Genomic DNA, 19,062 nt, shown 5'->3' with positions numbered 1-19,062 from the left:
CATTGGCAAACCGAAAATCGCCTGCACTTCAACATTTCCAGATCCCGGTGGATTGATTTGCCGATGGCGCGACCATCGAGGGCCTCGATTTCTGATCAGGCGAATCGACTGATCAGACTCACTTGCGCGGCTTGGCTCGCGCCGTAGCCTCTGCCACCAGGGGATCGTCCGGCCAGTAGTGTTTGGGATAGCGCCCTTTCAAGTCCTTCTTCACTTCGGCATAGGTTGTACGCCAGAAATTGGCGAGGTCTTGAGTCACCTGGACTGGGCGCCGCGCGGGTGACAACAGGTGCAACAACACCTGCTGTCGACCCTGGGCGATGCGCGGGGTGTCAGCCAAGCCGAACAGCTCTTGCAGGCGCACAGCAAGAATCGGCGGGTGTGCGCTGTAATCCAGGCGGATATTCGAGCCAGAGGGGACACTCAAGTGTACCGGCGCCCACTCATCCAGGCGCTGAGGCAACGGCCAGGGCAGCAGGTTACGCAGTATTGACGACAAGTCGAGCTGGGAAAAATGGCTAAGCCGTGTAACTTTGCCCAAGTACGGTTGCAACCAGTCCTGCAACGTCGCCAGCAAGGCAGCGTCGCTCAAGTCCGGCCACTCGCTGCCATTGCCAGCCTGCATGTCCAGTTGGCGCAGCAGGGCAATGCGCGCCTGCCACTGCCGCAGTTCCGGGGTCCACGACAACAGCTCCAGGCCCTTGCGTCGAACAAGGTCGAGCAGCGCCCGGGCGCGGGCAGCCTCATCCAGCCCAGTCAGCGCTTCGCGACTGAGCACCAGCTCACCCACCTTGCGCTGACGCTCGGCGCGCAGCACATTTTCGCGCTCATCCCAATCGAGAATATCCAGGCTACGGACTTGCTCGGCCAGGACCCCGTCGAACAATGCCGGATCAAACTCGGCGGCCAGGTAGATTCGCTCTTCGCGCTGCCCCTGACGACTGCCCAAATCCGCTATCACCAACCAGGCACACTTCATCAATGCGTCCGGCTCGGCAAACAGTGCCGCACGGCCGTTGGCCAGACGATACTCACCGCCTCCGGCACGCCGCTGCTGGGCAACCCGGTCCGGGTAAGCCAGCGCCAACAAGGCGCCAAGCCAGCGTGAATGTTCGGGATCGGCAACTGCTGAACCGGGTTTGCCGCGCAGGTAGCCGCGGTATTGACGCGCCAGCTGCCGAGCACGCTGGACTGCGCCCTGCCCACCCTTTGTTGCGCGCGTTTCACCGCTGAGCAACGCCAGGCGACTGTGCAGGTCGGCGCCGCCACCGCGCAAGATGTCGCGCTCGCCAAGCAAGGCGGCCACGTCGCAAGCCATGTCCGCCAAGCCCATATCCTGGCCACGCAGTAGCAGATGAGCGATTCGCGGATGCGCAGGTAGCTCGGCCATGGCCTGACCATGAGTACTTAGACTGTCCGGGCTGTCGGCCCTGAATGCTCCCAGACGCTGCAACAAGTCCAGCGCTTGGGCATAAGCGGCAGGCGGCGGCTGATCAAGCCAACTCAACTGCTCCGGGGTAACGCCCCAACGGGCCAGTTGCAGGGCGAGCCCTGCAAGGTCGGCCTGCAGGATTTCGGCGCTGCCGTAGGCGGCCAGTTGATCGTGCTGGGCTTCGGACCACAGTGGGTAGCACACCCCCGGTTCAAGCCGCCCGGCACGACCGGCGCGCTGGATGGCACTGGCCCGGGAAATACGTTGGGTATCCAGACGAGTCATACCGCTGCCAGGATCGAAACGCGGCACCCGTGTCAGCCCGGCGTCGACCACCACCCGCACCCCATCGATAGTCAGGCTGGTTTCGGCAATATTTGTCGCCAGTACGATCTTGCGCTTGCCGGCGGGCGCAGCATCAATGGCGGCACGCTGTGCGTTGAGGTCCAACTCGCCGTACAAAGGACACAGCAGTATGTCTTCGCGCGCGCCCAAGGCATCGTGCAGAGACTGATGTACCCGGCGAATTTCCGCCTGGCCAGGCAGAAACACCAGAACACTGCCGTGTTCATCAGCAATGGCCTGCAATACAGCATCGAGGACCCGTGGCTCGATGAACTCGCCTGGCTGAAATGGCCGCCCCCAGCGTACATCCACCGGGTACATGCGCCCCTCGCTGCTGATCACCGGCGCATCATCCAGCAGGCTGGACAAGCGCTCGCCTTCCAGCGTCGCCGACATCAACAGGATTTTCAGCGGTGGCTCGTCGCGTAACAGCTCTCGGCCATTGAGACTCAAGGCGAGGGCCAGATCGGCATCCAGGCTGCGCTCGTGAAACTCGTCGAAAATCAGCAGGCCAACACCTTCAAGTGCCGGATCAGACTGCAAGCGGCGGGTGAGGATACCCTCGGTGACCACTTCGATACGGGTGTTGGGCCCAACCTTGCTGTCCAGACGAATCCGATAACCCACGGTCTGCCCAACCTGCTCACCCAACTCACTGGCAAGTCGCTCGGCCGCTGCCCGCGCCGCCAGGCGTCGAGGTTCGAGCATAAGAATGGTCTGGCCGCTCAACCACGCCTCATCAAGCAGCGCCAGCGGCACACGCGTGGTCTTGCCGGCGCCAGGTGGCGCCTCGAGTACGGCCTCATGGCGCTGGCTCAAGGCTTGGCGCAAAGCGGGGAGTACGGCATCGATCGGTAACGAAATCATGGTGGCCCTCAAACAATGCGCCGAGTATAACGGCGAACCGAGCCCGGCTTATCATGGTCTTAGCTGTAGATGCCGGCTGTTTGCCTGTATCGTTGTGGCCCTCATTCGGAGATTTCCATGCGTATTCCTTCTCGTGTCATTGGCGGCGTTCTGGTCGCCACCCTGCTGACTCAACTGACAGCCTGCGGCACGCTCTTCTACCCCGACCGTCGAGGTCAGATCGAAGGCAAGATCGACCCGGTAATCGCCGCCATGGACGCCATCGGTATCCTCTTCTATGTGTTGCCTGGGCTAATCGCCTTTGGTGTCGACTTCGCCACCGGCGCCATTTACCTGCCACACGGACGTACCGCACAGGTTGCTCCGGAAAAACTCCACGAGGCGGTCACAGCCGACGGCAAGGTCGACAACAGCAAGCTGCAGGCTATCCTCGAGAGCGAACTGGGCCAGCGCCTGCCGCTGAACGATCCGCGCCTGATCATGCACAAAGGTAGCGTTGAACAACTGGCGATGTACGGCCTCAAGCCCGCCGCCTGAATACTCAAAGGATGCCCACGGCAGCATGATTCCTTCGGCTGAACACCAACGCCTGCTACGCCTGGCCACCCGTGCATCACTGGCGGTGGCCAGTATTTTGATCCTGACCAAGGCCGTGGCCTGGTGGCTGAGCGGTTCGGTGAGCATGCTCGCCGGCTTGACCGATTCGGCGTTGGACGGCGTCGCCTCCTTCCTCAACCTGCTGGCGGTGCACTATGCCTTGCGCCCGGCCGATGACGACCACCGTTACGGACATGGCAAGGCCGAAGCGATGGCAGGAATGGCCCAGGCGCTTTTTATCGGCGTCAGTGCCGTGCTCATTGGTGTACAGGCGGTCGAGCGCCTGCAAAATCCGCAACCGCTGGGCGACACGACCATCAGCATCGCGGTAATGGTGCTGTCGCTGGTCCTGACCATGGCGTTGTTGATGCTTCAGGCAAAGGTAATTCGCGCAACCGGCTCAACCGCAGTTCGCGCCGACTCGCTGCACTACCGCTCCGACTTGCTGCTCAACGGCAGCATCCTCATCGCCCTGGTGCTGGCACGTTTTGGCTGGCCACAACTGGATGCCTTTTTCGGACTCGGCATCGCCCTGTACATTCTCTGGAGCGCATTGCAGATCGCTCGGGAAAGTTCGGCAATCCTCATGGACCAAGAGCTGCCCGGCGACATCAGTGAGCAAATGCTGACGTTGGTTTGCAACGTGCCCGGTGTACATGGAGCCCACGACCTGCGCACGCGGGTTTCGGGTAGTCATTGGTTCGTACAGGTGCACCTGGAGTTGCCGGGCGATTTACCCCTGACTGAGGCTCATGCACTGTGTGTCCAAGCCTCTGCAGCCATTCGAGGCAAGTACCCAAAGGCAGAAGTGTTGGTGCATGCTGATCCGGTGACGTGAGCGCCCACAGGTTGCACCTGTCTGCCAAGCGTCAGTTGACGCTATACCCACGCCCGCTCAAGCAAGCGCCCAACGCCCGTCGATACCCGTGGGCAACCTGGGCCGCGGGTGCATAGCTGGCCGTTGCCGGGTCAAAACCAGTCTGCTGCACTGCCCAGCGATGACACTCATAGCGGTCACGGTCGAGCTGCTCCGGGCGCTGACCGGCAGCCGGATAGGCAATAACATCGTAGCCATTACCGTTACCCGACGTCGGCGGATTGACCACCACATATTCGTTGCTGTCCTGCAAATATTGGTAGTAGGTGCCCGCCGCCAGAAAAAACTGCGCGTCGCCTACCCATACTTGACGGGCATAGTCCGGCAAGTAGTTGACCCGCGCCCCATACGGCGGTGTAACCACTACATAACGCGGCCCTTGGGGGCGATACCAATAGCCCCCGGAATAGAAATAGTCGTGGCCGCGATAAGGCACCTGCCAGTACTGCTCGGGAAACCGATCAATCACATGCCCCGGCCGATACTGCGGCCCTGGGCCCCAACCGTTACCCTGCCCATCCGGTCGCCCTGGCCAGCTTTGATCATGGGGACGCTGCCCGGGGCCGCCCGCCTGGTAGTGACGATTGCTATCGTTACGTCGAGGAATGTCCTGGTAGTACCCGGTACGCGGTTCCTGGGTTTGCCGCACCTCGTCCGGGCGCGATTGCAGCGGCGATCCGCCTTGCCCTTCAGCCAACACAGACAGGCTCGTGCCAAGCAAACCAATACCGGCCAGATGCCAGATGTACGACTTCATACAGTTCCTCGCGACGCCTTGAAAATGGACCTGAACACATCTATCAGTCCCTCTGGCATGAGATATCGGCTGGAAGATGAAAAATTGCAGGCAATAAAAAAGGGAGACCTGAGGCCTCCCTTTGAGAATTTTGTCCGTGCTCGACGCTTGTGACGTCGGCTCACCTCACGCTGTCTTGTGAACAGTGTGTAGCCCGGGGGCCGAGCACAACCCTGTTGGGTTGCTGGCCGCAGCTGCCCCGATAAGGCCAGCTGCACTGGACTAATGTCCGGGCAGTGATTCTGGGTGTAATCATAGGGTTAGCGCGGCGGCAGAGGATTGCGAAGATTGCTCATTCAAATAGCACTTGCGCAATTTTTACCTAAGGATTGATAATTCAACGCAATCGAAACAGAAAAGGCATGATCCATGAGCAAACTGGACCGCTACGACCTGAGTATTCTTGCCGAATTGCAGCGCGACGCACGCATCTCCAACCAGGAACTGGCCGAACGTATCGGCCTGTCACCCTCGCCTTGCTCGCGACGGGTCAAGCAATTGGAAGACGACGGCTACATCTCCCGCCAGGTAGCCCTGCTCGATCGAAAGAAACTGGGCTTGAGCCTCACGGCTTATGTGCTGATCGGTATGGACCGCCACACGCCAGAACGTTTCGAAGCCTTCGAAACAGCGATTCGCAGCCTGCCGCAGGTGCTGGAGTGCAGCCTGGTGACCGGGATGGACGCCGACTACCAACTCAAAGTAGTCGTCCCCGACATGGACCACTATCAAAAGCTACTTCTGGGGCACTTGACCCGAATTGAAGGCGTGACCAGCGTGCGCTCCAGTTTCGTGCTCAACCAGGTTCTGGCCAGCACCGAGCTACCGTTAACGCACCTGCGTTAGTCAGACTGGCGAGCGAGGCGTATAATTGCGCGCCTCAACTTGCCGGAGAGTACCGATGGATCCTGCGTTGTTCGAAGAGTGGATGATGACCATCCTGGTCACCATCCTGATTGGTTTCATGGGTTTTATCGTCTGGGACCTGGCGAAAAAATCCAAAGCCGGCAAGTTCGGCACGTTCATTCTGTTTTTCGTGCTTGGCCTGGGTATCCTCGCCTTCATCATCAAAAGCGTAGTGATCGGCTATATCGAAGGCGTCTAGCGCCTGGCAGGCACTTCCCGCCATTGCCCCTGATCCAGACCGTCCAGCGTCCAGTCGCCGATCCGCACGCGCACCAAGCGCAGGGTCGGCAGCCCGACCGCAGCGGTCATGCGCCGCACTTGGCGGTTGCGTCCTTCCTTGATCACCAACTCCAGCCAACTGGTCGGCACGCTTTTGCGAAAGCGCACCGGCGGGTTGCGCGGCCACAGCTGCGGCTCTTCGAGCGGGCGGGCCTCGGCGGGCAAGGTGGGGCCATCGTTGAGTTCGACACCTTCGCATAAACGCTGCAGCTGTTCTGCTGTTGGCTCGCCCTCGACTTGCACCCAGTAGGTTTTCGCCAGCTTGTGTTTCGGGTCGGCTATGCGCGCCTGTAGCTGGCCGTCATTGGTCAGCAACAGCAAACCTTCACTGTCGCGGTCTAGACGCCCAGCCGGGTAGACACCCGGAATATCGATGAAGTCCTTGAGGGTCGCGCGCCCCTCGCCGTCACTGAACTGGGTCAGCACGTCGAAGGGCTTGTTGAACAGAATCAACCGCGGCTCGGCCGGCGGCGCCTTGGGCAGGCGACGCGGGCCGGTGGGTTTGGCCGCGGGTTTACGCGGCTTGGAGCGTGGGGGTAACGGCATGGGGCCTCAGCGGAACGGCGGCTCGTCGAAACTGCGCAGTTTACGCGAGTGCAGCGAATGCAGCTCGGTACGCAGCAGGTCCAGTGCGGCGATACCGATCTTCAAGTGCTGGCTGACGGCCCGGTTGTAGAAGGCGTTGGCCGAACCTGGCAATTTGATCTCACTGTGCAAAGGCTTGTCCGAAACACACAGCAAGGTGCCGTACGGCACTCGCAAGCGATAGCCCTGGGCGGCGATGGTGCCGCTTTCCATGTCCACTGCCACCGCCCGCGACAGGTTGATCAACGGTCGCTCCTGCGCCCAGCGCAGCTCCCAGTTACGGTCGTCATAGGTCAACACGGTGCCGGTTCGCAGGCGTTTTTTCAGCTCCTCTCCACGTTCACCGGTAACTTGTGCTGCGGCTTCCTGCAACGCCAGTTGCACCTCGGCCAGGGCCGGAATAGGAATGTGTGGCGGCACCACCCGATCAAGAATCCCGTCACGGCGCATGTAGGCATGAGCCAACACGTAATCGCCGATGGTCTGCGACTGACGCAGGCCGCCACAGTGGCCAATCATCAACCAGCAATGCGGACGCAGCACCGCCAAGTGATCGGTAATGTTCTTGGCGTTGGAGGGGCCGACGCCAATGTTGACCAGGGTAATGCCATCGCCATCAGCAGCAATCAGGTGATATGCCGGCATCTGGTAGCGGTGCCAGACCACGCCTGCGACCAGCGCCTGGGCCTCACCGTTGTCCATGCTCTTTTCAATGATCACGTTACCCGGCAGTACCATGCGCACAAAACGTGGGTCCTCGCGCAGGCGCTCCAGACCATGGGTAACGAACTGGTCAACATAGCGGTGATAGTTGGTCAGCAGGATCCACGGCTGCACATGGCGCCAGTCGCTGCCGGTGTAATGCACCAGGCGGCGCAAGGAGAAATCCACCCGCGCCGCATCGAATAGCGCCAGCGGCAACGGATCGACATTGGCCCAATCATAGAGACCATCGGCAATGCCATCGGTCGCCGCCGACAGGTCGGTACTGGGGAAAACCCGCGCCAGCGCAGCAGCGGTGATCCCGCTGCCAGCCAGCTCGTCGCCCTGCTCAACCACGTAGGGGTAAGGAATATTCTGTTGGCTAATGCCCACTTCGACGGTGACGGTGAAATCACGCATCAGCGGCTTCAGTTGCTCCAGCAAGTAGCTGCGAAAAGCAGCCGGCTGAGTCACGGTCACACTATAAGTGCCAGGCAACTGGACCTTGGCGTAGGCACGGGTTATCGCCGGAACCTCACCGTGGTACTCATAGGTCAGACGCAATTCCGGGTAGCGGAACAATGCGCGTTCCTGGGCGGTTGGCTCGGTGCGGTCCTTGAGATAGCGCTTGAGCGCCTGACTCAGGGCCCCTGTGGACTCTTCATGCAGGGCCGCCAAACGATCGACGGCCTGCTCGGCGGTTTCTACGACAACGAAGGCTTCATCAGTACGGCTCACAATGTACTTCCTGTCTGACATGCATGTGTCCATCTTGCCTTTATATTCTTACAAAGGCACGCATGTTAGAGCGGCCAGTTCGGGGTCGAGCGCGCCACTATTTCGCCAACATCCACACCCCGTGGCAGCCCCCCGTAAACGCGGCCACTGCCGCCCAGACGGCTGCCGATAAATGCATCGCTGACAGTAGCATTGCCGGCTTCAAGCAACAGCTTGGCCTGCAGGCCCAGGGCAATATCTTCGGTAAGCTGGCGAGCGCGGTACTGAACATCGCCAGTATCGGCGAACGCAGCCTTGAGGTTGCCAATGTGTACGGCCAGCCGTGGGTCGCCATGGCCATCGCCAAGCTCATCGAACAGGGCATCCAGCACACCGGGCTCCTTGGACAACGCGCGCAGCACATCCAGGCATTGGACGTTACCTGAGCCTTCCCAGGTGGAGTTCACCGGGGCCTCTCGGTACAAGCGTGGCAGGATGCTGTCTTCTACATAACCGGCACCGCCCATGCATTCAGCCGCTTCGTTGATCATTGATGGCGCACGTTTACATATCCAATACTTGCCCACGGCTGTAACCAGGCGCGAGAACCGCACTTGCTGCGGGTCATCCGGCTGATCCAGCGCGCGCCCCATGCGCAGGCTCAAGGCCAAGGCCGCTTCGCTTTCCAGGGCCAGGTCCGCGAGGACGTTTTGCATCAATGGCTGTTCGGCCAGCAAACGCCCGCCTACCTGGCGATGAGCGCAATGATGGGCTGCCTGGGTCAAGGCCTGACGCATCAAAGCGCTGGAGCCAACCATACAATCGAAGCGGGTCATGGCGACCATTTCGATAATGGTTGGCACCCCGCGCCCTTCCTCACCAATCATCCAGGCCAGGGCACCGCGAAACTCAACTTCACTGGAGGCGTTGGAGCAGTTGCCGAGCTTGTTTTTCAAGCGTTGAATATAGAACTGGTTACGACCGTCATCTGGGCGGTGACGCGGTAGCAGAAAACAACTCAAACCTTTTTCGGTCTGCGCCAGGGTCAGAAATGCGTCACACATCGGCGCTGAACAAAACCACTTATGACCGACCAACTCGTAGGCCTGACCAGGCCCTGGAGCCCCCACCGGGTAGGCACGTGTGGTGTTGGCACGCACATCGGTCCCCCCCTGCTTCTCGGTCATGGCCATGCCCAGCGTTACCCCGACCTTGTGCCGGTCGCCGATATTGCGCGGGTCGTATTCAGTGGCCAGCACCTTGGGTAGCCAATACTGCGCCAGCTCAGGCTGAAGCTTGAGCGCGGGTACGGCGGCGAAGGTCATGGTGAGCGGGCATCCGCTGCCCGCTTCGGCCTGGCTGTGCAGGTAGGTCATCGAGGCGCGGGCGACGTGAGCGCCCTGGCGTGGCTCGGTCCAGGGTAGCGATGGCAAGCCGTGCTCGATGGCGGTACGCATCAGGTCATGGTACGCCGGGTGAAATTCCACCAGATCGATACGATGACCATAGCGGTCGTGGCTATGGAATTGCGGCTTGTGCTGATTAGCCAGAAAGCCTGCAGCCATCAAAGGCCCACCGGCCAGTGCCCCGTATGCATCAATGCGGTCCTGCGCCCAGCCTGCCCCGAAGTGCCGCGACCATTGCTGCAAAGGCAGGTCGATCCGATACAGATTGGCGCCATCGAGCGATGGCGGCTGATTGGTGACTTCGTGGGTTTCAGCGTACTGGTGCAGGTTCATCAGGGGGGCTCCTGGATCTGGAGGTGACTGAAATTTCAGTGAATCACGCCCTCCCCTGCGGTCAAAGTGACAAATACGCCTAACTAGCCGCGATTTAACCCCATCCTGGCCAGTGCCTGCGGTTGGCTTAAGGCAACACTCAACCCCAACTCGAAACGGCTACCCACGCCAGGGCTTGACTCATGCTGCAGGCGCGCGCCGATCAACTCGGCCAGTTGCCGGCAGATCGCCAGACCGATGCCCAGACCGCCGTACTGGCGGCTCATCGAGCCATCGACCTGGAAGAATCGCTGATAGATGCCCGGCTCGGCCAAACGGTCAAAACCGATACCGGTGTCGCTGACACTGATGGCCAGGCCCAACAGTTCAGGGCCCTGCAAGCACCCGCGGACCTGCAACATAACGCCGCCCTGGTGGCTGAACTTGATCCCGTTATCCAAAAGATAGCTGATGCACAGGGCCAGTTTGTGGCGGTCGCCCACCAACATTTCAGGTAGATCGGCCGGTACATCCAGATTCAGGTACAAGCCCTTGCTCAACGCCGCCGCGGCATATTTGGCGCGCAGCTCCTGCAACATGTTGCGCAAGCCGAATGGCGCATTCTGCACACTCAAGCGTCCGGCCTGCAGCTCGGTAAGGATCAAGATGTCATCCACCATGCCCATCATGTCCTGGGCAGCTGAACTGGCGGTGTGCTGGTACTGGGCCAATGCGTGCCCCATGGGCTCTGTCTGCATCAACTCAAGCGACCCGATCACACCATTCATCGGCGTGCGCAGTTCATGGGTTACCGTCGCGAGGAACTCATCCTTCAAGCGGTTGCTGTCGGACAACTGCCGATTCAGTACCTCCAGCGCCCGGCCGGTATCACGCAGCGCTTGGGCCTGTTGGTCGCGCATACTGTTGATGCGGTCGGCCAATGCCAGCGACAACAGGCATACCTCAAGGGCTGAACCGATCTGGCTGGCATACATGGTCAGGAATACGTTGGGCAGGTAGCCCAGCACCATCAGGGTGTTGACCAGGCCGCCGAGCAAGAACGCCGTCCAGGCAATAATGAAGTAGCGCGCCACGCGCAAGCCGCGCCACCAGGCATACAGCCCGGCGGCAAAGATGCTCACGGTGAACAGCAGCGCCAGGGCAGTGGCCAGGCGCAAGGCAATGCCGTAGCTGCTGACCAGCGACAACAGCATCACCAACGCACCACCGGCCATCAATACCTTTAGCAGGCCATCGAAGGCTTTGCTGTGCTGGGCCATTTGCAGAAAGCTGCGGGCAAACTGGCACCCAAATAATCCGGCTGCACCAATGAACAAAGGCGTCGCGGCGTTCGCCCACCAGGGATTATCTGGCCAGAAGTAGGCGACGCCGGCACCATTGACCGATACCTGGTAGAGACCGAACGACGCAATGTAAAGGATGTAATAGAGGTAACTGGTATCGCGGACACTGAGGTAGATGAACAGGTTGTAGACCAACATCCCCAGCAGCACGCCGTAGATCAGGCCGAGTACATAAAGCCGCGTGGGTTGCGCCTCCAGATAAGCGTCGGTGGACCACAGCGTCAGTGGTGCCTGTACCGAACCCTGGCTATGCAGGCGCAGATAGACCGTAGTGGCCTGCCCCGGCGTGAAGGGTACTTCGAACAGATAGTCGTTCTGCTTGATCTGCCGGCTGTCATACGCCAGCGCATCACCCGTGCGTTGGGCCAGGCGAAAAGCACCGGTGCTATCAGCCAGGTACAGCTCCAGGTGGTCCAGCGGCGGGTAGGCCAGCTCCAGCAACCAGTTTCGCGGCGCGGCAGCGGGCGGGGCGGTATAACGCAGATCGAGTTTGATCCAGAACACCGACTTGGAGTAACCGGCATTCAATACGTCGGCGTAATGGGTACGAAAATGCTCACTGAACGCGGGGGCGCTCACCTGCGCAATGCTGGCGTTACCCTCGCGGTCCTCGAACACCTGCATCACTCTCCCCAAGGGCAGGCTGCGGGTTGAGTCATCAAAATCGATCGCTGCGGCCAACATTGGCAACCAGCCCAGCACAACAATCAGCAAATAGCGCATACAGCCCCAGCATGGTCTGTCCCGGTCATGTCGCAGCAGCCTCCTGTCCGTTTGAGGCGACGCGATCCGGCAGTAACCGTTATCGGTATATTCGAGCACTCTAGCATAGCTTTTCCAAGCTGCCAGATGCCACTTAAAAAACCACACAAAAGGCTCTAGCACGGCACTTTCAGAGCATTACACCCTAGAGCTTTGACCGCCTGGTCAAAAAAGCCCGGCACGGGGGCAGACCCGTCAAAAGCGATTGATGATAAGCTCGCGCACCATGAATACTACCTACAGCTCCCGCCCCGTTGTCCTCTGTCTTTCCGGCCACGACCCCAGTGGCGGCGCCGGCTTGCAGGCAGATATCGAAGCCCTGATCGCCCAAGGGTGTCACGCCGCTCCCGCCGTGACCGCCTTGACCGTGCAGGATACCGTCAATGTCACAGACTTTCGTGTCCTCGACCGCGAGTGGGTACTGGCCCAGGCCAATGCCGTGCTTGCCGACTCAACGGTAGCCGCGGTGAAGCTGGGTATGCTCGGCTCACTGGCGATGGTCGACACTGTTGTCGAGCTTCTCAGTGCCCACCCGCATCTACCGCTGGTCTGCGACCCGGTACTGCGTGCTGGCGGTGGTGGCCGCCTGGGCAAGGATGAGGTCGGCTACGCCATGCGCGAACGACTGTTGCCGCTGGCTACCATTGCTACACCAAACCTTCCCGAAGCGCGCATCCTTGCCGAACTGCCTGAGGGCACGGCGGATGAATGCGCCGAAAAACTGTTGCCCTACGTCAGACACCTGCTGATCACTGGCGGTCACGGTGACGAGCACGAAATCCATAACCGCCTGTACAGCCGCGACGGTCAGCAACACACCTGGACCTGCCAGCGCCTGCCAGGCAGCTATCACGGTTCGGGTTGCACCCTGGCCAGCGCCCTGGCCGGCCGCCTGGCCCTGGGCGAACAATTGCAAAGTGCCGTACGCTCGGCCCTCGACTACACCTGGCGAACCCTGCGTGACGCCGAACAACTGGGCAAGGGCCAATATGTGCCGCGCCGCTTACCCCTGGATTTCTGTTCCTGAGCTCGAGGCCTCGAAATGAAGCTACGCGGTCTGTATGCAATCACTGATAGTCAGCTGTTGGCCGGAAAGTTTCTGCCCTATGTCGAAGCAGCCCTCGAAGGCGGCGTGACCTTGCTTCAGTACCGCGACAAAAGCCAGGATGAGGCCCGCCGCCTGCGCGAAGCCGAGGCCTTGGCTGAACTCTGCGCCCGTTACAAAACCCACCTGATCATCAATGACGATGCTGAACTTGCAGCGCGCCTTGGGGTGGGTGTACACCTGGGCCAAACCGATGGCCCATTGACGCCGGCCCGGACCCTGCTCGGGCGCGAGGCGATCATCGGCTCTACCTGCCACGCCCAGCTGGACCTCGCCGAGCAAGCCGCTCGCGAAGGCGCCAGCTACGTCGCCTTCGGCCGCTTCTTCAATTCTGTGACCAAGCCGGGCGTTCCAGCCGCCGACAGCGCCCTGCTCGAGCAAGCGCACGCCCGACTCAAGCTGCCGATCTGTGCGATCGGCGGCATCAACCTGGACAACGCTGCCCCGTTGATCGCCCACGGCGTCGACCTGCTGGCAGTGATTCATGGCCTGTTCGGCGCTGACAGCACACAGGAAGTCACCCGCCGCGCACGTGCCTTCAACGCTTTGTTTGCATCTGCCTGATTGAGAGAGCCCATCATGTCTCGTTCCGAAACTCTATTTGCCAACGCTCAGAAACACATCCCCGGTGGCGTCAACTCACCGGTGCGGGCGTTCAAGAGCGTTGGCGGCACGCCATTGTTCTTCAAACATGCCGAAGGTGCCTACGTCACCGACGAAGACGACAAGCGCTACGTTGACTATGTCGGCTCCTGGGGCCCGATGATCCTCGGTCACAGCCACCCAGAAGTACTCGACTCCGTGCGCAAGCAACTGGAGCACGGCTTGTCCTATGGCGCTCCGACCGCCATGGAAACCGAGATGGCCGATCTGGTCTGCTCGATCGTGCCGTCGATGGAAATGGTGCGCATGGTCAGCTCCGGCACCGAAGCGACCATGAGTGCCATTCGCCTGGCCCGTGGCTTCACCGGCCGCGACAGCATCATCAAGTTCGAAGGCTGCTACCACGGGCACTCCGACAGCTTGCTGGTAAAAGCCGGCTCCGGCCTGCTGACCCAAGGTGTGCCAAGCTCCGCTGGCGTACCTGCAGCCTTCGCCAAGCACACCCTGACCCTGCCGTTCAACGATATCGACGCGGTCGAAACCATGCTCGCCGACGTCGGCGAAGAGGTAGCGTGCATCATCGTTGAGCCCGTGGCCGGCAACATGAATTGCGTACCACCGGCGCCAGGCTTCCTCGAAGGCCTGCGCACGCTGTGTGACAAACATGGCGTGGTACTGATTTTCGACGAAGTGATGACCGGTTTCCGTGTTGCCTTGGGCGGCGCCCAAGCGCATTACGGCGTCACTCCAGACCTGTCGACCTTCGGCAAGATCGTTGGCGGCGGCATGCCTGTAGGCTGCTTCGGCGGCAAGCGCAAAATTATGGAGCAGATTGCTCCGCTGGGCCCGGTCTACCAGGCCGGCACCCTGTCGGGTAACCCGTTGGCCATGGCTGCTGGCCTGACCACCCTGAGACTGATCAGTCGCCCGGGCTTTCACGCCGAGCTGAGCGACTACACCAGCCGCCTGCTTGACGGCCTTCAACAGCGTGCCGATGCTGCCGGTATTCCGTTCGTCACCACTCAGGCCGGCGGCATGTTCGGCCTGTATTTCAGTGGTGCCGACGACATCGTCACCTTCGATGATGTAATGGCCAGCGACGCCGAGCGTTTCAAGCGCTTCTTCCACTTGATGCTCGAAGGCGGCGTGTACCTGGCGCCAAGCGCCTTTGAGGCCGGTTTCACCTCGATCGCCCATGGCGAAGCAGAGCTGAAAATTACCCTGGATGCTGCTGAGCGCGCGTTCGCCAAGCTCAAGGACTAATCGGTTGGACTGGGCTGGCCCCGCGAACTGATGTGGCTGACAGAGCACAATCGCAGGGCCAGCCCGCTGCTACCGAGGGTTGCTCAGCAGAAAATCGAGTAAAGACTTTGTAAGGTAGGCGCTGCTTATCCCATAATGTGCCACCAGACACTTTGGCCGCAGCTTTGCAGAGGTAAGTCGATCCCCATGAACCGCACCGGCCGCGCCCTCGCCCTGGGCTGCCTGTTGCTTCTTCAGCCCCTGCTGGCCTTCGCAGGCGGTAACTCGTTGCTGATTCCGGCTACGGGTCGCTGCACCCTCAATTCCCAGCCTGAAGATCTGCCTCAAGCCCTGGCCACCTGCCAGCAGGCTGCGCACGACGGTGATGCTCAAGCTCAATACGAACTGGGCGAGTTCTATTACGAGGGCACCAACACGCCGCGCGACCTCAAGCAAGCCCTGAGCTACTTCGAGCAAGCCTCATTGCAAGGTCATGCCGAGGCCCAGTACCGCTTGGGCAGCATGTTTTTCAAAGGTGAAGGCGTTGCCGCCAACAACGTACAGGCGTACATCGTGCTGAAGATGGCGGCTGTCAACGGCGCAGAAGATGCACTGGACCTGGCCGACGAAGTCTCGGAGCAAATGCCCCGCGAGGATCTGGAAGTGGCAACCCAGGTGCTGGGCCAGATTTTCCGCAAGTACCTGCTGGAACTGCAGACTGCCGAAGGACGCACGCCCTTCTCGCCACTCCCCTGAAACCGGGTCTTACTTTTCCGGCATTGGCATCGGAAACGGCATCACATTGCTGACGCCACGGGCTTCGCTGATCTTCGGTGTACCCAGGCGCTCGACTTCATCAATGCGCACGATCGAGTGCATCGGCACAAAGCTGCGAACCACGCCTTCGAATTGGGCCTTGAGCTTTTCTTCGCTTGGATCGACCACGACCTGAGTACGCTCGCCGAAAACAAATTCCTCTATTTCCAGGAAACCCCACAGATCGCTCTGATAGATCTGCTTGGCATACATCTCGAATACCTGGCCCTGGTTGAGAAAGATCACTTTGTAGATAGGAGCTTCGCGCTTGGTCATTTAGGCGGGAACAGTCATAGGTTGTAAAGAATGGGCAAACTATAACATAGCCCCCAGACCGACAATGCTAGGAACCGCCACCCTACCCCCTTATAATGTGCGGTTCTTCGAATTACCTGATGATCTCCCATGGCCAAGAAGCTTTATATCGAAACCCACGGTTGCCAAATGAACGAGTACGACAGCTCGCGCATGATCGACCTGCTGGGTGAACATCAAGCCCTGGAGGTCACTGCACGCGCCGAAGATGCCGACGTGATCCTGCTCAATACCTGCTCGATTCGCGAGCGCGCCCAAGACCGGGTCTACTCTCAGCTGGGCCGCTGGCGCGAACTGAAAGAAGAAAAGCCGGACATGGTCATTGCCGTCGGCGGCTGCGTCGCCAGCCAGGAAGGCGAATCGATCCGCAAGCGTGCGCCGTATGTCGACGTGGTATTCGGCCCGCAAACCCTGCATCGCCTGCCAGAAATGATCGACGCCGCTCGCACTACGCGCCTGCCTCAGGTTGACGTGTCGTTCCCAGAGATCGAAAAATTCGACCATTTGCCCGAGCCCCGTATCGACGGCCCTACTGCCTATGTCTCGGTAATGGAAGGCTGCAGCAAGTACTGCACCTTCTGCGTGGTGCCGTACACACGCGGTGAAGAAGTCAGCCGACCATTCGACGATGTACTGTCCGAAGTGATTCACCTGGCCGAGAACGGCGTTCGCGAAGTCACGCTGCTGGGGCAAAACGTCAATGGCTACCGCGGCCAGACCCACGACGGTCGCCTGGCAGACCTGGCTGAGCTGATCAGGGTGGTGGCAGCTGTCGATGGCATCGACCGCATCCGCTACACCACCTCCCATCCGCTGGAATTTTCCGACAGCCTGATCCAGGCCCACGCCGAAGTACCTGAACTGGTCAAGCACCTGCACCTGCCTGTGCAATCAGGTGCCGACCGCGTATTGGCGGCAATGAAGCGCAACCACACGGTGCTTGAGTACAAGTCCAAGCTGCGCAAGCTCAAGGCCGCCGTACCCGGTATTTGCATCAGCTCCGACTTCATCGTCGGCTTCCCAGGCGAAACCGAGAAAGAATTCGAGCAGACCATGAAACTGGTCGCCGATGTCGGCTTCGATTTCTCCTACTCCTTTGTCTACAGCCCGCGCCCAGGAACCCCGGCATCGGACTTGCCCGACGAAACACCGGAAGAGGTGAAAAAGGAACGGCTCAAAGCCTTGCAGCATCGCCTCGACACCCAAGGCTTCGAAATCAGCCGACAAATGGTCGGCACCGTACAGCGCATTCTGGTTACCGATTACTCCCGTCGCGACCCGGGCCAACTGCAGGGGCGCACCGAGAATAACCGCATCGTCAACTTCCGCTGCGACAATCCCAAGCTGATCGGCCAGTTCGTTGACATCCACATCGACGACGCTCGCCCGCATTCGCTGTTCGGCTCGCTGGCGCAATAAGCTGTCCTGCCGGGCCTGAATACAGGCCCGGTGACCCTTGATCGTTTCAGCGCTTTCGCCCTGCAGCGGCTAAGGTTATCCTTGAGTTCATCTCCATTGCCGTTGGGCGGCTAAAAAACGACCTTGAACGCACCCATAGAACCTCATCGTTTCATCCTCGAACCTTTCGAGGCCCATCGCTTCGCCAATTTGTGCGGGCAGTTCGACGAGCATTTGCGCTTGATTGAACAGCGCCTGGCCATCGAGATCCGCAACCGCGGCAATCAATTTGAATTGATCGGCGAGCCTAAACACACCTCCTCGGCTGAACAGCTGCTGCGCCGTCTCTATCGCGAGACCAAGGCCACTGAGCTGTCTCCAGAAATGGTTCACCTGTTCCTGCAGGAATCTGCGGTGCAGGAGCTGGAAAACCCGGCCGTCAACGAAGTCAGTGTTTCCCTGCGCACGCGCAAGGGCATGATTCGTCCACGCGGGCTCAATCAGCAGCTCTATGTGAAGGAAATTCTCGGCAACGACATCAACTTCGGCATTGGCCCTGCAGGTACCGGCAAAACCTACCTGGCAGTAGCCTGCGCAGTCGATGCCCTGGAGCGCGAGCAAGTACGTCGCATCCTGCTGGTACGCCCAGCGGTCGAGGCGGGCGAAAAGCTTGGCTTCCTGCCTGGCGATCTGGCGCAAAAAATCGACCCGTACCTGCGCCCGCTCTACGATGCACTCTACGAAATGCTCGGCTTCGAGCATGTCGCCAAGTTGATTGAGCGCCAGGTAATCGAAATTGCCCCGCTGGCCTACATGCGCGGCCGCACCCTGAATAACAGTTTCATCATTCTCGACGAAAGCCAGAACACCACCGTCGAGCAGATGAAAATGTTCCTCACGCGTATCGGTTTCGGCTCCACGGCGGTAATCACCGGTGACATCACCCAAGTCGACCTGCCTCGTGGCACCAAGTCGGGCCTGTCGCATGTAATCGACGTGCTCAAGGGCGTTCCGGGTATCAGTTTCACCCACTTCCAGCCCAAAGATGTGGTTCGCCACCCATTGGTGCAGCGTATCGTTGAAGCCTACGAGCGCTTTGACAGCCGTCAACAGGACATCAGCGAAGGCAACAAACGCGATGCTTGAGCTCGATCTTCAGCTGGCAAGCGATGCTCCACACCCGAGCGAAGAACAGTTCCGGCGTTGGTGCGAACTGGCCCTGCGCCAGCGTACTGCCGATTCGGAAATGACCATTCGCCTGGTGGACGAAACCGAAGCGCGTGAGCTTAATCACACCTATCGGCATAAGGACTACGCCACTAACGTACTGTCCTTCCCCGCCGATGTTCCTGATGACATGCTCGACATTCCTCTGCTCGGCGACCTGGTGATCTGTATCGCCGTGGTCGAGCGCGAGGCCAGCGAGCAAGGTAAATCCCTCGAGGCCCACTGGGCGCACCTGGTTATCCATGGTTGCCTGCACCTGCTGGGCTACGACCACATCGATGACGATGAGGCCGAGGAAATGGAAGCACTGGAACGAGAGTTGCTTGCGCAATTGGGTCATCCGGACCCCTACGCCGACGACGAACACGACGCACCCCACACTGATATCTGCAAGGATCACGAGTAACCG

General features: G+C 60.1%; 18 protein-coding genes. 11 read left to right on the top strand and 7 right to left on the bottom strand.

Annotation, left to right across the window (positions count from 1 at the left end):
• Positions 1–118: 118 nt before the first annotated feature.
• Positions 119–2,644: an ATP-dependent helicase HrpB gene (hrpB, locus tag H8F21_RS11175; RefSeq protein ID WP_203584337.1), complete on the bottom strand. Its 2,526-nt coding sequence runs from the start codon at positions 2,642–2,644 to the stop codon at positions 119–121.
• A gap of 117 nt (positions 2,645–2,761) precedes the next feature.
• On the opposite strand from hrpB, the gene H8F21_RS11170 reads away from it, so the two are divergent.
• On the top strand, positions 2,762–3,181 hold the full coding sequence (locus H8F21_RS11170; protein ID WP_136474362.1) for a polyribonucleotide nucleotidyltransferase: 420 nt from the start codon (positions 2,762–2,764) through the stop codon (positions 3,179–3,181).
• A gap of 25 nt (positions 3,182–3,206) precedes the next feature.
• Positions 3,207–4,079 carry a cation diffusion facilitator family transporter gene (locus H8F21_RS11165; protein ID WP_203479811.1) on the top strand — a complete coding sequence of 291 codons (873 nt, stop codon included), beginning with the start codon at positions 3,207–3,209 and terminating at the stop codon, positions 4,077–4,079.
• Between the two features lie 31 nt (positions 4,080–4,110).
• Here H8F21_RS11165 and H8F21_RS11160 read toward each other — a convergent pair whose 3' ends face one another.
• Positions 4,111–4,875: a DUF6515 family protein gene (locus H8F21_RS11160; RefSeq protein WP_203584336.1), complete on the bottom strand. Its 765-nt coding sequence runs from the start codon at positions 4,873–4,875 to the stop codon at positions 4,111–4,113.
• Positions 4,876–5,283: 408 nt separating this feature from the next.
• Here H8F21_RS11160 and H8F21_RS11155 point away from each other — a divergent pair, with 408 nt between their 5' ends.
• Both H8F21_RS11155 and H8F21_RS11150 read left to right on the top strand, forming a co-directional pair.
• On the top strand, positions 5,284–5,760 hold the full coding sequence (locus tag H8F21_RS11155; RefSeq protein WP_136474359.1) for an Lrp/AsnC family transcriptional regulator: 477 nt from the start codon (positions 5,284–5,286) through the stop codon (positions 5,758–5,760).
• A 55-nt stretch (positions 5,761–5,815) separates the two neighbouring features.
• Complete coding sequence (locus H8F21_RS11150) at positions 5,816–6,019, top strand: DUF2788 domain-containing protein (protein ID WP_045182665.1); 204 nt, start codon at positions 5,816–5,818, stop codon at positions 6,017–6,019.
• Here the strand turns inward: H8F21_RS11150 and H8F21_RS11145 are convergent.
• The 4 genes from H8F21_RS11145 to H8F21_RS11130 form a co-directional block, all read right to left on the bottom strand.
• Entirely contained in the window at positions 6,016–6,582 is a 567-nt protein-coding gene (locus H8F21_RS11145; protein ID WP_203479821.1) for a pseudouridine synthase, read from the bottom strand. The two genes, H8F21_RS11150 and H8F21_RS11145, sit on opposite strands and share 4 nt — an antisense overlap.
• A 69-nt stretch (positions 6,583–6,651) precedes the next feature.
• Entirely contained in the window at positions 6,652–8,157 is a 1,506-nt protein-coding gene (gene amn, locus H8F21_RS11140) for an AMP nucleosidase (protein WP_408004472.1), read from the bottom strand.
• Between the two features lie 32 nt (positions 8,158–8,189).
• Complete coding sequence (locus H8F21_RS11135; RefSeq protein WP_203479808.1) at positions 8,190–9,842, bottom strand: acyl-CoA dehydrogenase family protein; 1,653 nt, start codon at positions 9,840–9,842, stop codon at positions 8,190–8,192.
• 83 nt (positions 9,843–9,925) lie between these two features.
• The gene (locus H8F21_RS11130) at positions 9,926–11,908 is read right to left on the bottom strand and encodes a sensor histidine kinase (protein ID WP_203479807.1); all 1,983 of its coding nucleotides are present in this window, start codon (positions 11,906–11,908) and stop codon (positions 9,926–9,928) included.
• A gap of 265 nt (positions 11,909–12,173) precedes the next feature.
• On the opposite strand from H8F21_RS11130, the gene H8F21_RS11125 reads away from it, so the two are divergent.
• The 4 genes from H8F21_RS11125 to H8F21_RS11110 all read left to right on the top strand — a co-directional run bounded on the left by H8F21_RS11125 (position 12,174) and on the right by H8F21_RS11110 (position 15,653).
• Entirely contained in the window at positions 12,174–12,974 is an 801-nt protein-coding gene (locus H8F21_RS11125) for a hydroxymethylpyrimidine/phosphomethylpyrimidine kinase (RefSeq protein ID WP_136474354.1), read from the top strand.
• A 15-nt stretch (positions 12,975–12,989) separates the two neighbouring features.
• Entirely contained in the window at positions 12,990–13,616 is a 627-nt protein-coding gene (gene thiE, locus H8F21_RS11120) for a thiamine phosphate synthase (protein WP_203479806.1), read from the top strand.
• 15 nt (positions 13,617–13,631) lie between these two features.
• On the top strand, positions 13,632–14,918 hold the full coding sequence (gene hemL, locus H8F21_RS11115; protein ID WP_203479805.1) for a glutamate-1-semialdehyde 2,1-aminomutase: 1,287 nt from the start codon (positions 13,632–13,634) through the stop codon (positions 14,916–14,918).
• A 186-nt stretch (positions 14,919–15,104) separates the two neighbouring features.
• Positions 15,105–15,653 (top strand): tetratricopeptide repeat protein, encoded by a 549-nt coding sequence (locus tag H8F21_RS11110; protein WP_203479804.1) that lies wholly within the window; start codon positions 15,105–15,107, stop codon positions 15,651–15,653.
• 9 nt (positions 15,654–15,662) lie between these two features.
• Here the strand turns inward: H8F21_RS11110 and H8F21_RS11105 are convergent, their stop codons facing one another.
• The gene (locus H8F21_RS11105) at positions 15,663–15,989 is read right to left on the bottom strand and encodes a DUF1820 family protein (RefSeq protein ID WP_038606593.1); all 327 of its coding nucleotides are present in this window, start codon (positions 15,987–15,989) and stop codon (positions 15,663–15,665) included.
• A 129-nt stretch (positions 15,990–16,118) separates the two neighbouring features.
• Here H8F21_RS11105 and miaB point away from each other — a divergent pair, with 129 nt between their 5' ends.
• The 3 genes from miaB (at position 16,119) to ybeY (ending at position 19,059) form a co-directional block, all read left to right on the top strand.
• Positions 16,119–17,447 (top strand): tRNA (N6-isopentenyl adenosine(37)-C2)-methylthiotransferase MiaB, encoded by a 1,329-nt coding sequence (gene miaB, locus H8F21_RS11100; RefSeq protein ID WP_203479803.1) that lies wholly within the window; start codon positions 16,119–16,121, stop codon positions 17,445–17,447.
• A 123-nt stretch (positions 17,448–17,570) separates the two neighbouring features.
• A complete protein-coding gene (locus H8F21_RS11095) occupies positions 17,571–18,572 on the top strand; it encodes a PhoH family protein (RefSeq protein ID WP_203479802.1) in 1,002 nt (333 codons plus the stop codon).
• Complete coding sequence (ybeY, locus tag H8F21_RS11090) at positions 18,565–19,059, top strand: rRNA maturation RNase YbeY (protein ID WP_203479801.1); 495 nt, start codon at positions 18,565–18,567, stop codon at positions 19,057–19,059. The genes H8F21_RS11095 and ybeY overlap by 8 nt, the downstream gene beginning before the upstream one ends.
• Positions 19,060–19,062: the final 3 nt, after the last annotated feature.

Origin of the sequence: Pseudomonas arcuscaelestis (genome assembly GCF_016881005.1) — a bacterium.
In the GTDB taxonomy this organism is placed as follows: Bacteria; Pseudomonadota; Gammaproteobacteria; order Pseudomonadales; family Pseudomonadaceae; genus Aquipseudomonas; species Aquipseudomonas arcuscaelestis.
This window is presented reverse-complemented; position numbering and strand designations above follow the sequence as displayed.

What these genes read in the sequence shown, in the direction of transcription:
- H8F21_RS11130 (WP_203479807.1), bottom strand. Translation starts at nt 11,908, where the DNA reads ATGCGCTATTTGCTGATTGTTGTGCTGGGCTGGTTGCCAATGTTGGCC.
- H8F21_RS11125 (WP_136474354.1), top strand. Translation starts at nt 12,174, where the DNA reads ATGAATACTACCTACAGCTCCCGCCCCGTTGTCCTCTGTCTTTCCGGC.
- H8F21_RS11170 (WP_136474362.1), top strand. Translation starts at nt 2,762, where the DNA reads ATGCGTATTCCTTCTCGTGTCATTGGCGGCGTTCTGGTCGCCACCCTG.
- H8F21_RS11155 (WP_136474359.1), top strand. Translation starts at nt 5,284, where the DNA reads ATGAGCAAACTGGACCGCTACGACCTGAGTATTCTTGCCGAATTGCAG.
- H8F21_RS11150 (WP_045182665.1), top strand. Translation starts at nt 5,816, where the DNA reads ATGGATCCTGCGTTGTTCGAAGAGTGGATGATGACCATCCTGGTCACC.
- H8F21_RS11165 (WP_203479811.1), top strand. Translation starts at nt 3,207, where the DNA reads ATGATTCCTTCGGCTGAACACCAACGCCTGCTACGCCTGGCCACCCGT.
- H8F21_RS11105 (WP_038606593.1), bottom strand. Translation starts at nt 15,989, where the DNA reads ATGACCAAGCGCGAAGCTCCTATCTACAAAGTGATCTTTCTCAACCAG.
- amn (WP_408004472.1), bottom strand. Translation starts at nt 8,157, where the DNA reads ATGGACACATGCATGTCAGACAGGAAGTACATTGTGAGCCGTACTGAT.
- ybeY (WP_203479801.1), top strand. Translation starts at nt 18,565, where the DNA reads ATGCTTGAGCTCGATCTTCAGCTGGCAAGCGATGCTCCACACCCGAGC.
- H8F21_RS11135 (WP_203479808.1), bottom strand. Translation starts at nt 9,842, where the DNA reads ATGAACCTGCACCAGTACGCTGAAACCCACGAAGTCACCAATCAGCCG.
- miaB (WP_203479803.1), top strand. Translation starts at nt 16,119, where the DNA reads ATGGCCAAGAAGCTTTATATCGAAACCCACGGTTGCCAAATGAACGAG.
- hrpB (WP_203584337.1), bottom strand. Translation starts at nt 2,644, where the DNA reads ATGATTTCGTTACCGATCGATGCCGTACTCCCCGCTTTGCGCCAAGCC.
- hemL (WP_203479805.1), top strand. Translation starts at nt 13,632, where the DNA reads ATGTCTCGTTCCGAAACTCTATTTGCCAACGCTCAGAAACACATCCCC.
- H8F21_RS11160 (WP_203584336.1), bottom strand. Translation starts at nt 4,875, where the DNA reads ATGAAGTCGTACATCTGGCATCTGGCCGGTATTGGTTTGCTTGGCACG.
- thiE (WP_203479806.1), top strand. Translation starts at nt 12,990, where the DNA reads ATGAAGCTACGCGGTCTGTATGCAATCACTGATAGTCAGCTGTTGGCC.
- H8F21_RS11110 (WP_203479804.1), top strand. Translation starts at nt 15,105, where the DNA reads ATGAACCGCACCGGCCGCGCCCTCGCCCTGGGCTGCCTGTTGCTTCTT.